General features: G+C 40.0%; 11 protein-coding genes. 7 read left to right on the plus strand and 4 right to left on the minus strand.

Annotated elements, in window-relative coordinates; genetic code table 11:
• Positions 1-184: 184 nt before the first annotated feature.
• A complete protein-coding gene (gene trmL, locus J7I93_RS18290) occupies positions 185-655 on the minus strand; it encodes a tRNA (uridine(34)/cytosine(34)/5-carboxymethylaminomethyluridine(34)-2'-O)-methyltransferase TrmL (protein WP_214727362.1) in 471 nt (156 codons plus the stop codon).
• Positions 656-1026: 371 nt separating this feature from the next.
• Here trmL and J7I93_RS18295 point away from each other — a divergent pair, with 371 nt between their 5' ends.
• Positions 1027-1554: a CueP family metal-binding protein gene (locus tag J7I93_RS18295; RefSeq protein WP_214727363.1), complete on the plus strand. Its 528-nt coding sequence runs from the start codon at positions 1027-1029 to the stop codon at positions 1552-1554.
• Positions 1555-2481: 927 nt separating this feature from the next.
• On the opposite strand, the gene J7I93_RS18300 is transcribed toward J7I93_RS18295, so the two are convergent.
• The gene (locus J7I93_RS18300) at positions 2482-3849 is read right to left on the minus strand and encodes a sigma-54 interaction domain-containing protein (protein WP_214727364.1); all 1368 of its coding nucleotides are present in this window, start codon (positions 3847-3849) and stop codon (positions 2482-2484) included.
• 182 nt (positions 3850-4031) lie between these two features.
• Here J7I93_RS18300 and J7I93_RS18305 point away from each other — a divergent pair, with 182 nt between their 5' ends.
• The 5 genes from J7I93_RS18305 (at position 4032) to J7I93_RS18325 (ending at position 10785) form a co-directional block, all read left to right on the plus strand.
• Positions 4032-5051, plus strand: a complete 1020-nt coding sequence (locus tag J7I93_RS18305; RefSeq protein ID WP_214727365.1) for an NAD(P)/FAD-dependent oxidoreductase — start codon at positions 4032-4034, stop codon at positions 5049-5051.
• 33 nt (positions 5052-5084) lie between these two features.
• The gene (locus J7I93_RS18310) at positions 5085-6170 is read left to right on the plus strand and encodes an aromatic ring-hydroxylating oxygenase subunit alpha (protein WP_214727366.1); all 1086 of its coding nucleotides are present in this window, start codon (positions 5085-5087) and stop codon (positions 6168-6170) included.
• Entirely contained in the window at positions 6163-7611 is a 1449-nt protein-coding gene (locus tag J7I93_RS18315; protein ID WP_214727367.1) for an aldehyde dehydrogenase family protein, read from the plus strand. Before J7I93_RS18310 ends, J7I93_RS18315 begins: the two co-directional genes overlap by 8 nt.
• An 18-nt stretch (positions 7612-7629) precedes the next feature.
• Positions 7630-8721, plus strand: coding sequence for a tartrate dehydrogenase (locus J7I93_RS18320; protein ID WP_214727369.1), 1092 nt, complete (start codon positions 7630-7632; stop codon positions 8719-8721).
• 513 nt (positions 8722-9234) lie between these two features.
• A complete protein-coding gene (locus J7I93_RS18325) occupies positions 9235-10785 on the plus strand; it encodes a BCCT family transporter (protein WP_214727371.1) in 1551 nt (516 codons plus the stop codon).
• 69 nt (positions 10786-10854) lie between these two features.
• Here J7I93_RS18325 and J7I93_RS18330 read toward each other — a convergent pair whose 3' ends face one another.
• Positions 10855-11796: a DMT family transporter gene (locus J7I93_RS18330; protein ID WP_214727373.1), complete on the minus strand. Its 942-nt coding sequence runs from the start codon at positions 11794-11796 to the stop codon at positions 10855-10857.
• Positions 11797-12249: 453 nt separating this feature from the next.
• On the opposite strand from J7I93_RS18330, the gene J7I93_RS18335 reads away from it, so the two are divergent.
• Complete coding sequence (locus J7I93_RS18335) at positions 12250-12729, plus strand: Lrp/AsnC family transcriptional regulator (RefSeq protein ID WP_214727500.1); 480 nt, start codon at positions 12250-12252, stop codon at positions 12727-12729.
• A 306-nt stretch (positions 12730-13035) separates the two neighbouring features.
• Here the strand turns inward: J7I93_RS18335 and J7I93_RS18340 are convergent, their stop codons facing one another.
• Positions 13036-13437 carry a hypothetical protein gene (locus tag J7I93_RS18340; RefSeq protein ID WP_214727375.1) on the minus strand — a complete coding sequence of 134 codons (402 nt, stop codon included), beginning with the start codon at positions 13435-13437 and terminating at the stop codon, positions 13036-13038.
• Positions 13438-13934: the final 497 nt, after the last annotated feature.

Here is a 13934-nt window from a genome sequence, read left to right on the forward strand (position 1 = left end):
ACGAGGAAAATCAAAGGCGGAAAACGAAATGGGCCTCGCGTTAATGGCGGTGAATTTAAGAAAATTCACTGCCAACCACTAAGGTAACAGAATGTCATACTCCTAAAAATAGAAAAAGGTGAATTTGAGCAAGCTCAAATTCACCTTTTTTATTATTCGAAGCTAGTTATGTCCCAGCCTCTTTTTATTTTAGATTGGGAAATTCCTGCTGGCGCAAAGCTTCATACACCAATATAGCAGCTGTATTCGAAAGGTTGAGTGAACGAACATGATCATTCATTGGTATTCTCAAAAAGTGATCTTTATTTGTTTTTAGCAGATCTTTTGGTAAACCTGTTGTTTCTTTTCCAAACATAAAATAATGTTCCTTTGATCCATCACTAAAATCAAAGGATGAATGTGTTTTTTCACCAAAGGTCTCAATATAGTAAAACTCACCTTGATTTTTTGAAAAAAAGTCATCCAATGAGTCATAATACGTTATATTTACAGATTCCCAGAAATCAAAACCTGCTCGTTTTATCATCTCTTCATCTGTAGAAAAGCCAAGTGGCCGGATTAAATGCAAGGCTGTATCCGTTGCAGCACAAGTAAGTGCAATATTTCCGGTATTAGCGGGAATATCTGGTTGATATAATACAACATGTATGGCCAAGAATAGTCACCTCTATTTTTATAGTACCCTCCAAATTATAGCATATTGTTTGGAAATCTAAGCACTCGCACTAACGGGCATAAATTTCAATCCATCATTGGAAAATGGTGCTTAATATCACAGACTAATTTTTCCTAACCATTAGTATAAGAAGTAGATAGGACTATTAAAATAGCTTAAATACCCTAAATGGGCGGTGAACGGAAAAGGAAAATTAAATGATGGATCTTTGAGTGAAAATGAATGAAAGGCTTGAAAGAATGGATACCATGCTGGATGGTATGTTCAGTCTTCATAATTTCTTCATATTTATTTGTTATTGTTAACTGAGTATAGTAAAAAGAGATGATTTGAATAAGGATGTGAAAACGATGAAGATAAAAATAGTTCTGGCTGCTTCACTTATTTCTATTATTTTAGCTGGCTGTGGACAGGCAGATTCAAATGATGAGGATGCTGTTAAACCTGACGATATCAAGGCATTAGTGAATGATTACAGTGTTGGAAACATAAAGAGCGGGTCTGCATCTATTACCTCGGAGCAGCTGCTCGTTAAAGAAGCAGATGGTGACGAATTAGCCTACGATCTGCCGAAAGAAGAGTTTTTCGTTTCAATTGCCCCTTATGTTAATGAAACTCACCCTTGAACGAATCATAGCTTGACAGGTTGTCAAGGCGAATTAACTGAGAAAGAGTTTGAGGTATATATTGAAGATTCGGAAGGCAATGTGATTTTAAATGATAAGGTAAAATCCCAAGCTAATGGGTTTTTCGATCTATGGCTCCCAAGAGATCGAACTTATCAAATAAAGATTAAACATGATGGAAAAGCTTCAGAAGCAGAAATCTCAACTTTTGAAAATGACGCTACTTGTATTACTACGATGCAATTAACTTAAAGGAGCCTGCCGTATAACTGAAGGTTTCTGCTTTGCGAATGATTGCTTCATTCTCATTAAAGGATGTATTCTTTAAGTCCAGCTGCCACTAGGCAGCTTTTTTTGCTTCCGTCAAAAATTGAAAAGTCTATCCAGTGGTGAGTTTTTGTTTTTTTCCCAAATGCAATATCAAAACGCCAACTCGTTTCAAAGGATTAAGCTTGAAACCACGAAGAAAAGAGGGTTTTAGTGCAACGTAAAGATGGGACCCAGGGCTGTCATTATGGCAGCTTTTTAATATTGTGCTAACGGGCAGGTTACCTGAAGGAATATGGTTAAGTGATATTTACGGAAGTAGATATGATTGCATAAAAAATATTCCGAATATTACCATAAAAGATGATACACTATAATAAAGGAGGGCTATAGAATGGAGTTTAAATTTGGGAACTTTGGTATTGTTCTACCCCCTTTACACATTACAGTTATAGCAATAATTATTATGTTCTTTTTAGTAAGGTGGAGCAAGCAATTAGAGACTCGACGATTTTCGGTTTTCTTTTACTTTCTGATTAGCACTTACATTGCTCCAATTTTCTCTCACAGTACAAAAGAAGGTATCTTTCAGCTATGGATTCCCTTGGGATTTATAGTAGTTTTCTTTTACTTGTTTCGCAGCAAAAGAAACCATCCGTCTAAAATGAAAGCGAGTATTTTAGGACTTTGCATAGCGTTATATCAGATATTTCTTCATTATATAGCGTGATTTTTGATCGTTCACTAACGGGTGCTTATGTAAGATCAGCTGCGGGGCTTTTCGGTATAAGTAGTTGTCATGACATTAGGAAAGTCCATGGTGATAATAAGTTGGCTGTTATAGATCCACCTCTATTTTTTTTATTGCCTGCCCCTGACTGTATATACAGGGACAGGATTTAGTAAACCTTATTATTCATAGCAATACTGCTTAATTAATCTGCTTGCCTTGGTTTGACTGATTCCAAGATCACTTGCTACCTTTCTGGTTGATTTATGAGTTTCATATGATTGCCTGACCATCATTCGTTTCGTCTCGTCGATAGCTTGATCCAGTGTAGCAGATGTAGTAGATGGGTAGAAAGCTTGATCGATATTTTCTGTAATCATGTCAGGGAGATCCGATACTTGAATGATAGAATTGCTGATAATGACTAACCGTTCGATTAAGTTTTCGAGCTGGCGCACATTTCCCGGCCAGGAATAGTGAGTAAGGATATTTAGGCATTCTTCAGAAATGACTTTATTGTCGTTATATTTTTGGTTGAATTTATTCAGAAAATTGTAGGTGAGCGGAATGATATCTTCTCTTCTTTCCCTTAATGGCGGCAGGTGAATGTCTATTACATTTAAGCGATAAAACAAGTCTTCTCTAAATGATTTGTTTTGAATCATAGTCTGCAGATTTTGATTGGTAGCGGCAATGATGCGGACATCGACTTTCTTCATTTCGCTGCTTCCTACAGGGATAAACTGTTTTTCCTGAATAAGCTGGAGAAGCTTAGCCTGCACGGAAAGGGGCATTTCGCCGATTTCGTCCAGGAAGATCGTACCTCCATCCGCTGCTTCTATTAATCCTCGTTTTCCTAACTTATTTGCCCCGGTGAAGGCACCCTTTGAGTAGCCAAATAGTTCAGACTCCAATAATTCTTCCGGAATGGCAGCACAATTAATGGCAAGAAAGGGTCCTTTATGTCGATTGCTGACTTTGTGAATATATTGAGAGAAGGCACCTTTTCCAGTTCCGGATTCTCCTAGAATAAGTATATTTGAATCTGTTGGTGCTACTTTTTTGCAAAACTCCAATATTCCTTTAATCTCCCCGCTATTGGTCACAATGGTTATTTCCTCATCCTCATCATGCTGAGTTAATTTTGACTCACTTTTATCCTCTCTCGCATTCATCATTTTCATTTTTTGTATTTCCGTAGATGTGATGACAACCAGTTCAATTTCACTTTTATTATTTAAAATCGGGATCGCCGTAGTCATCAGCTCTGCCCCAATATAGGTCTGCTGTCTCATATAGCACGGCTCTTTCCGCCGATATACTTCAGGTACAATAGAAGGTTTCCAGTAGCCTTTTTCAAAAAGTTCCACATTGTACTTTCCAATGATATCCCTTGGCTTAAGTCCATAATGCCTCTCACATACCTTATTCACATATAAAATCCGCATTTCTCCATCTAAAACAAAGATTTCATCAGAGGAATAATCGAGAATTTTTAATAACGTTTCCAGTGTCATTTCTACATTACTCGTATTTGTTGGCATTTTCATTCTTTGAACACCCTCTTGAGTCATTTTTGGTTCAACTAAATCTACTAATTGAGTTCATTTTAACTCAATTAGTATCCCTTTTCAGTAAATTTAAAATTTTTTGCTTTATTGTCAAGGGTTTGCACTGTTGGCACAGTAATTGCATTAAAAAGTGTATAGAACGACATAAAGGAGGTTCAGTAATGGGAAATTCCCCTGATGCTTTCGATATCACTATTATCGGCGGAGGCCCTGTTGGTTTATTTACCGCTTTTTATGCGGGGATGCGCCAGGCTTCAGTCAAAGTGATTGAGAGTCTTCCGCAGCTGGGCGGCCAATTATCAGCACTATATCCTGAAAAATATATTTATGACATCGCTGGTTTTCCAAAGGTAAGAGCGCAAGAATTGATCGATAACTTGTTAAAGCAGATGAATCAATTTAATCCGTCTGTCTGTTTAGGCGAAGCTGTCGAAGCTATCGTCCGCCAGTCTGATCAATCATTTGTGATTCACACGAATAAGGGCACCCATTATTCAAAGGCCGTAATTATTACAGCGGGGAACGGTGCTTTTCAGCCGAGGAAATTAAACATCGAGAGTGAGAACAAATTTGAAACTAAAAATCTTCACTACTTTGTTAAAGACTTACAGCAGTTTGCCGGCAAAAAGGTTGTACTCTTCGGCGGCGGAGATTCAGCAGTTGACTGGGCTTTGATGCTGGAGCCAATCGCCGAAAAAGTAACCCTGATTCACAGGAGGGATAAGTTCCGGGCGCATGAGCATAGTGTGGAACGTTTGATGGAGTCCAAAGTAGAGGTGTTGACGCCTTATGTGCCAGTGGAGCTGGCTGGGGCAGATGAAATAGAACAAGTGATGGTGAAAAACACAAGCAGCGGGGAAAAAATGGCCATCCCAGCTGATGATGTACTCGTTAATTTTGGTTTTGTATCCTCACTGGGGCCTATTAAGGATTGGGGTTTGGAAATAGAGAAAAATGCTATTCTGGTAAATTCCAAAATGGAAACGAATATTCCCGGGATTTATGCAGCTGGTGATATCTGTACCTATGAAGGGAAAGTAAAGCTGATTGCCAGCGGATTTGGGGAGGCGCCGACTGCTGTCAGCAATGCAAAGGTTTATATTGATCCAGGCTCAAAAGTACAGCCGCTTCATAGTACAAGCATTATGGCGAGTAAGGAAAAAACTGGTTCATTCATTTAAATTAAAAAAATTCATTTAAGAGGGAGATATATCATGACTGCTTACAATAAAGTGCAAAATGCAGCAAACCGTACATTCGAAAGAACATTAACGTATGACAAATACACTGATCCGAAAGTTTTAGAAAAAGAGATGGACCTTGTGTTTGCAAAGTCCTGGCAGCTGGTAGGACACGTTAGCCAGGTGGAGAAGGCTGGGGATTTCTTCACTGCTGAGGTAGCCGGGGAGCCTATTATCGTAAATCGCGGTAAAGATGATATCGTTCGTGCGTTTTACAATGTTTGCCCGCATCGGGCGACAAAGCTTGAAAAAAATGAAGCCGGAAATAAGAAGATTCTTCAATGTGCTTATCATGGGTGGACTTTTAAGCTTGATGGCCAGCTGAATAAAGCGCCTAACTTCAAAGGGGAGGATGAGGCATGTGTAAAGGATGCCTGTCTGCGTTCAGTAAGGATGGAAATTTTGGAATCACTCATTTTTGTTAATTTGGATGACCATGCAAAGCCATTAAGTGAGTCATATGGAGATTTCTTCGAAAGATTAAGCAAGAATACGTTTTTAAGTGACCTAAAAAGAACAAGCCAAAAAACACGTATCTTCAAAGCAAACTGGAAAGCTTTTATGGATAACTACTTGGAGTGTGACCATTGCCATGTTGCTCATCCAAGCTTTGTGGCGGCACTTGATATGAATGATTACCAGATTATTACGTGTGAGAATTATTCCATGCAAGGAACGGTTGTCAAGCCGGATAAAAAGTATGGAACGGTTAATTTAAATGAAGCGGAAATGCAAGGCGGCCAATTCTACTGGTTATGGCCAAATCTGATGCTGACCATTTACCCTGGACCAGGCAATATGGCTACCATTCAAATCATTCCGATTGATCATGAAACATCCATGGCTGTCTATACTTACTACTTCCGCGATGAAAACCTATCCCAGGCAGAGAAGGATTTAGTGACTTTTGCGGAGCAAGTCCGTTCAGAGGATATTGAACTGGTCGAATTGGAGCAGATTGGATTCCGTTCACGAGCGTTCAATAAAGGTAGATATTCGTCTTCAGAGAAGGCAATCGTTCAATTTCATGAAATGGTATTGGAGGCCCTAAATGAGTAAATTAACCGGAGTTCAGCCAAAGAAAAAGTACCTGATGATTAACGGAGAAAAAGTAGAAACAGATCAATACGGATCCCTCTATTCACCTTATTCAGGTGAAGAAATTGCTCAAATCGCGATGTCCAATAAAGAACAGACTGAAATGGCCATTAATGCTGCATACGAATCCAGACATTTAATGGCAAAGATGCCAGCCTATAAGAGAGCTGAGATTTTAGAAAAAGTGGTTTCCCTTTTGACTGAAAAAGCAGATGAAGCTGCAGCGATTATTACCCGCGAATCTTCTAAACCGATCATGTTTTCAAAAGCGGAGGTGGCCAGAACGATTGAAACGTATAAATTTTCGGCTGAGGAAGCGAAGCGCATTCACGGGGAAACAATTCCGTTTGATGCTGCATCAGGCGGTGTCGGCCGCATTGGCTATACATTGAGAGAACCGATTGGGGTCATCGGGGCCATCACTCCTTTTAACTTCCCTATGAATCTTGTAGCTCATAAGGTAGGTCCGGCGATTGCAGCCGGGAATACAATCGTCTTAAAGCCAGCCTCGCAGACACCGCTCTCAGCGTTGTTTATAGCGGAATTATTTGAAGAGGCAGGCCTTCCGCCAGGGGTGCTGAACGTTGTAACCGGTCCTGGTAGTGTAGTGGGAGAAGAAATTGTCAGGAATGACCGCGTCAGCATGGTCACCTTTACAGGCAGCCCGGAAGTTGGGATTGGGATCCGCAATAGGGCAGGATTAAAGAAAACGACATTGGAGCTGGGTTCTAACTCAGCACTAATCATTGATAAAGATACCGATATTGATCAAATGATTGACCGCTGCATTATGGGGGCTTTTTCGAATCAGGGCCAGGTTTGTATTTCGCTTCAGCGCATTTTTGCACATGAAGATATATATGAAGAGTTCACAGAGAAATTTACTCAGGCTGCAAAGCAGCTGAAGGTTGGCGATCCGCTTGAACCGGATACGTATATTTCTTCATTAATTTCAAAAGGAGAGGCTGATCGAGTACTAGGCTGGATTGAGGAAACAAAAAGCAGCAGCGCAGAGATTGCGGCTGGCGGAAGCCTTCGAAATGGAGTACTTGAGCCTACGATCATTACGAATGCCGAGCATGATTTAAAGGTGTCCTGCCAGGAAGCATTCGCACCCATTGTTGTTGTAAATAAATTCCATTCGATGGAAGAAGCGGTTCAGCAGGTTAACAACTCACGGTTTGGTCTGCAAGCCGGAATTTACACAAACAATGTGAAACATGCCATGTATGCTTCACAGGAACTGCATGTGGGGGGTGTCATTATCAATGATGTGCCAACCTACCGTGTTGACCAAATGCCATATGGCGGTGTAAAGGAAAGCGGAACCGGGCGTGAAGGCATTAAGTATGCAGTAGAAGAAATGACCGAAATGAAATTAATCGTTTGGAATAATAACTAAGGACGAAGGGAGATTTCTGTGAAAAATTATAAAATTGCCGTTATCGCTGGAGATGGAATCGGACCTGAAGTGATTAGCGAAGGAATCAAAGTGCTGAATAAAGTGGCAGCGATGGATTCTGGCTTCCGTTTTGACTTCACTTATTTCCCTTGGGGCTGTGAATTTTATGCGAAGCATGGAAAAATGATGGATGAAAATGGCATGGATGTTTTGAAGGAGTTTGATGCCATATACTTGGGGGCGGTCGGGTTTCCCGGCGTCCCTGATCATATCTCTTTATGGGATCTGCTTTTAAGAATCCGCAAAGAGTTTGATCAATATGTGAATGTCCGGCCTGTACAATTGCTGAAAGGGGCAAAAACTTCCTTAGTGGATGTAAAACGGGAAGACGTCAATATGCTATTTATCAGGGAAAATAGTGAAGGTGAATATTCTGGTGCAGGTGAATGGCTGTTTAAGGGACAGCCTAATGAAATTGTCCTGCAAAATAGTGTATTTTCCCGTAAAGGGACGGAAAGAATCATCCGGTATGCGTTTGAAACAGCCCGTAAAGAAGGAAGGTCTCTTACAAGCATATCGAAAGCGAACGCCTTAAATTATTCAATGGTTTTCTGGGATCAGGTTTTTGAAGAAATAAGCGCTGAGTACCCTGATGTCGAAACAGCCTCCTACCTGGTCGATGCCGCAGCCATGCTGATGGTTAAGGATCCAAAGAGATTTGAAGTGATCGTCACATCCAATTTATTTGGTGATATTTTAACAGACTTGGGAGCTGCGATTGCAGGAGGAATAGGGCTTGCAGCTGGTGCCAATATTAATCCTGAAAGAAAATATCCATCCATGTTTGAGCCTATTCACGGCTCAGCTCCTGATATTGCCGGAAAGGGGATTGCCAACCCGCTTGCTTCCATTTGGTCTGTCAGTCAGATGCTGGACTTTTTCGGTTATGAAAGCTATGGGAAGCACGTACTCGATGCATTGGAAGAGCTGCTGATTGAGAATCAGGTTCTGACACCTGATATGGGTGGAACAGCTTCTACAAGCGAAGTGGCAGATCGAATCATTGACCTCTTTGATACCCGTATATCAGCGGGGAAAATAAGGGCTTAAAGGTCAATAGATATCATAGGAAGAAGAAATTTTCTTCCTATGGTATAGGTTGATTTTTCCCCTAATTCTTTTATACTTAACTTTTATTAGCAGGGTGATTTAAACCTATTGTCACCTTATAAAAGCAAGAATGCTGATGCACCGCTAAGTGACTGATAAAATGAAATTCTGACCGATATATCTAGAAAGTGACCGATAAAATAAAAATCTGACTGATATATCGAAAAAGTGGCTGATATATCTGAAATTTGACCGATAAAGCTGACATTGTGACGGATATGCCTCAACGAATCTATTAAATGACCAAAATAATAGTGAAATAAAAAAATAGAATCCTGCATTTTTAAAGGAAAGAGCACAATTTTTTACGAGCCTGTTCGATTTACCTCCGCGACGAGGGTTCAATCTCAAAAGTAAAGTCTCGTTGGTCTTTAATTTCTTTTTTTGGAAAAATAGGAAACCGCTTACATTAAAAATACTGAAAATTCGATATTTGAAAAGAGGAGTGTTGGCATGAACGGTAAAAGAACTGTATTTTTTTCCTCGTTAGCTATAAGTTTGGTCTTCATAAGTATAGGGGTCTTTGCCCCAAAGCAAATGGAAAGCTTCTCAAATAACTCTCTGGAATTTATCTATAACAATCTGGGCTGGTTTATTCTTGCTAGTGTCTTTTTCTTCTTTGCCTTTTGTATGTATATTGGACTCTCCAAGTTTGGGCAAATTAGGCTGGGTGAAGACCATGACAGGCCTGAATACAAAACAGCTACATGGGTAGGAATGCTATTTAGCGCTTCTATTGGCATAAGCCTGGTATTTTGGGGTGTCGCAGAGCCCGTTTCATACTATATTGATCCTCCTTTCGGAAAAGGTTCTTCAGAAGAGTCCGCAAAGCTGGCCATGCAGTTTGTTTATCTTCATTGGGGAGTCTCTGCTTGGGCGTGTTACGCTGTAGTAGGTGTTTCTTTGGCCTTTTTCCAGTTCCGCAAAAAGCTTCCTGCATCTTTAAGTTCTGTTTTTTATCCTCTAATGGGCGACAAAATTAGAGGCCCTTTTGGCAAGCTGATTGATGTTATGGTTATTCTATCCATTGTTATTGGAATAGCAACTTCCCTTGGCTTTGGTACATTGCAAGTGAATAGCGGTATGAATTATCTATGGGGTATACCAGTGAGCTTCTACTCTCAAATCGCTATTATTTTGGTTGTAAGCTTAATCTATGTAGGTTCAACAGTTTCAGGCCTCCATGGAGCTATGAAAAACCTTTCGAACCTGAATATGATACTGGCATTTGCGTTATTGGCATTCATCCTGTTTCTGGGGCCGACCCAATCCATCTTAAAGATCTTCTTTCAAGGCATAGGGGATTATGCTCAAAATTTCATTGGGATGTCGTTTAGGACAGAACCCTATAGTGAGGGATCCTGGATTGCGAGCTGGACACTGTTTTATTTTGGCTGGTGGATTGCCTGGGCTCCGCTTGTCGGCAGTTTCGTAGCCAGAATCTCAAAGGGAAGAACCATCAAAGAGTTTATGATCGGGGCTATCTTCATTCCTGTTATTGGAGCATTCTTCTGGTTTGCTGTAATGGGCGGCTCAGCCATTGACCTGATTCAAAACATGGGGGAAACAGCCATTGCAACAGCCGTATCTACAGACGTAACCTCTGCTTTGTTTAAGTTTTTTGAGTATTTTCCTATGAGTGTATTTCTAAGTATTTTAGCGATGGTGCTTGTACTCGTTTTCTTTATAACTTCTGCCAATTCAGCCGTTTTTGTATTAGGGATGATTAGTGAAAACGGGAATCCTAACCCATCTCACCCAACAAAAGTAATATGGGGCGTTGTCATTGCAGCCGTCTCATCAGTATTAATTATGACAGGCGGGCTGTCTGGATTACAGTCAGCATTAGTGGCAACCTCTATTCCATTAGCCGTTCTCATGCTTGTCATGTGTTATTCAACTTACAAAGGATTGAAGGATGAGTTAAAAACCATGGGAGTCAGCAAAGATCACCAGGAGCATATAGTGGATATAAGAAAAAAGATCACAACTAAAAAAGCATAAGATCGGATCTTATTAAAAAAGTGCCTGTCTCTTATCTGAATGATGAGACAGGCACTTTTACGTATTATTTTATTGGCTTTGTTTAACCGACTCTCGAGGTAAAAAGGGGGCAGGTGCCGCTATTTTCCTGTTCAGTATTTTGACCGGCTTGTTTTTTAGAATTGAAAATAAGAAGCAGCCTGCAATCACAATGACACTGCCTGCACCCTGAATCCAAGTCATTTTTTCTCCTAAAAAAGCAAATGCCAGAACGGCTGTAAAAACGGGATTAAAGTTCAAGAACAATCCTGATGTGTTAGGGCCAAGTTTCTTCACTCCGATGTTCCAAAGGACCATACACAGAACAGTTGAAACCAGGCCAGTATACAAAATGGATTGAATAAAAGAAGCATCTGGATTCGTTACCTTGAAGCTTGAAATGTTAAAAGGAAGCAGGACAATAAGCCCGAAAATGCCGGAGTAAAGGATCGACATCATCGGTGTGACGGTGGCCATCGCCCATTTGCTGCAGACCGAATAAACTCCCCACATGCCCACAGCTGCCATCATATAGAGATCCCCCATATTGAAATGCAACGAAAATAATAATTCCAAGTTCCCTTTTGAAAGGACGAGCAAAACGCCAAACAGTGAGATGAACATTGAAAGTAATTGGAGCGAGTTAATCTTTTCCTTTATAAAAAAGAAAGAGAATGCTGCAATGGAAAACATATTTAATGTGGAGATTAAACCAACGTTCGTTGCCGATGTTTTTTCCAGAGCCATGAACTGCAGTGCCTGAAACAGTGCTACACCAGTGATCCCCATTAAAAACAAAGGCAGGATGGATGCTTTTGGTGGGAACAGCTTTCTTTCCTTCCGCCATACAAGCGGGATCAGAAAGATAACCGCAATCGCCCACCTTAAAATGGTCAAGGCAGCAGGAGAAGCGTGCTCCACAAGTGTCTTTCCCACAATAAAATTACCGCCCCAAAGAAAGCTGGTTAATAGCAATAAAGAATAATATTTCACTCAGTTAGCCCCTTTTCTTTTCAAATGGCTGTTTTTCTCATAGAATGTTGTTTTTTCTTATGAATTTAGCCCGTTGATTTCCGCTGCAGGCACTTGCTTTCCGCGGGGAGGAACGGGAGCCTCCTCGGTTTCACCTGCGGGGTCTCCCGCTCCCTCTCCTCCCGCAGGAGTCAATTGCCCTCCGCTCCAATCAACTCAGCGAATTGAACTAAGTATAAATAAGCAACAAACCTTTACGGAAACAGCCTTTTATATAAAGAATTAGAGCCATTGTGCACAATGACATTATCTATATGAATTATTTTAACATTTCTCTTCATGAACAAAAGAACATTCTGTATAATTGGATTAATTCAAAATAAATGTAAGTATTATAGATTATAAGTTTAAAAAATTCATTTTAAGCATGTGGTTTTGCGCGTTTTTGGAATAATTGAAAAGGGCTGATGGATGGTGGAATCGATTGTAAGCAAGGTTTTGGATCATGTAGATGTAAAAATTTTGGATTTGCTTCAAAAGGACGCACAGCTAAGCAATCTGGAGCTTTCAAAGCGGGTTAACTTATCGGCCCCAGCTGTACATGCAAGAATCAAGCGGTTAGAGGCGGAGGGTTATATCAAAAAGCAGGTCGCCATTTTAAACCATGAAAAACTGGGCTTTGATCTATTGTGCTTTGTGTTTATGAGCACCAATCTGCATCAGGCTGAAAAACTGGAATCTCTGGAGAAAACATTGGAATCAATGGAGGAAGTCCTGGAGTGCCATTGTTTAACAGGTGAGTATGATTATCTATTAAAAGTGGCCTGTAAGGATCGCAAGGGGCTTGAGATGTTCATTAGAAGGCTCAATGAATTGGGGATTACCAAAATACAAACCAGTTTGGCGTTGCGGGAGATTAAGGATTCGACGGTGCTCCCGATAGGCGGGAAGTAAAGTGACCTTAGAAGATAATCAGGCGAAAAGCGCGCCTAATCTCTTTATGCTGCACTTTTTGTGAAAAACAAGCAAAAAAAGAGCCTAGAAATTCCTAAGCTCAAGGATAATAGGGGGTCAACTTGTGATAGTTCGACCAATTTAATTTTACTCTATTCTGAACATTATTTCAACTGATTAAAGTATAAACGCATAAAAGTGTTGGTGTGATAAAGTTTAGTTGTTTTCTAGAGAGGCAATTAGGAGTGGCCTCTCTACTTATTTTAACCTCCTATATGAATAGTTCCTTTTTAAAACCCATAGGTGCTAAGGTCTATATCCATAACCAAATGAAAATAAGAAACTAAAAAAGATAACGAGAAAAGCGGCAGGAATTGAACTTATTGCAATAAGTACCTTTGCCTTCCTGCTTTGAGCCTTAGTAAACCATTTAAAGTAGATGAAAAGGAGGATCCCGATGAAGGGAAGAAATAAATAATTCGCGATTGTGTAAACCCAATCTGTATTTTTGTCCCAATAGGCTTCAGGTACCGGACGGATATTTTCATATTGCTTGTCAATTTTATCCTTCACTGAAATGAAAATATAGGAAACGACCAAATAATAGGCAGTAATGATGCCTTTTACCCACCAGTTTAAGTATTTGTTAAATAGCACGATGATCAAAATGAGCGCCAAGGTTATAAAAAATCCTTTGTATTGTTCCAACTGAAAAACCTCCCTTCTAAAACCATATCCAAAATATGGAGAATAATCAATTCAAAACGAATTCATAATCCTCTAGCAGTCTAATATATGGAATAATATGTAAAATATTACGAAGAGACAAACGCTAGGAGGAGTTATGAAGCGTCCCATCACCTATCTTTCTTATCTCTATGTTATTACTTTCCTCCTGTTCCACCACAGTAATTAATGTGGACAAAATCCGCTTCAAAAAAATCCTTTGCGTTAGTGAGACCCATTTGTTATGATTACTTTACTTATAGATGAAATGGAGGTTTTCCTTTTGACAGCATCAATGAGACTAAAATACCCGCTTTTCATTCGTTAATTGAATACGTTTGAAGGCTCTGCCTATGTTCAGAGCAATGGGATTGGTCTGTCTATTTTTAAGGAAACCTGCATTTACCGGTTTTTTTAAGAGGGGATATGTCTCCCCTCTTTTTTGCGTTCTTTAAAAATAGGCTCTGTTAAATTTGCCT

Origin of the sequence: Bacillus sp. ISL-47, from assembly GCF_018613175.1 — a bacterium.
In the GTDB taxonomy this organism is placed as follows: domain Bacteria; phylum Bacillota; class Bacilli; order Bacillales; family Cytobacillaceae; genus Cytobacillus.

Coding starts and splice junctions, on each gene's coding strand:
- J7I93_RS18300 (WP_214727364.1), bottom strand. CDS start 3,849: ATGAAAATGCCAACAAATACGAGTAATGTAGAAATGACACTGGAAACG.
- J7I93_RS18305 (WP_214727365.1), top strand. CDS start 4,032: ATGGGAAATTCCCCTGATGCTTTCGATATCACTATTATCGGCGGAGGC.
- J7I93_RS18310 (WP_214727366.1), top strand. CDS start 5,085: ATGACTGCTTACAATAAAGTGCAAAATGCAGCAAACCGTACATTCGAA.
- J7I93_RS18315 (WP_214727367.1), top strand. CDS start 6,163: ATGAGTAAATTAACCGGAGTTCAGCCAAAGAAAAAGTACCTGATGATT.
- J7I93_RS18325 (WP_214727371.1), top strand. CDS start 9,235: ATGAACGGTAAAAGAACTGTATTTTTTTCCTCGTTAGCTATAAGTTTG.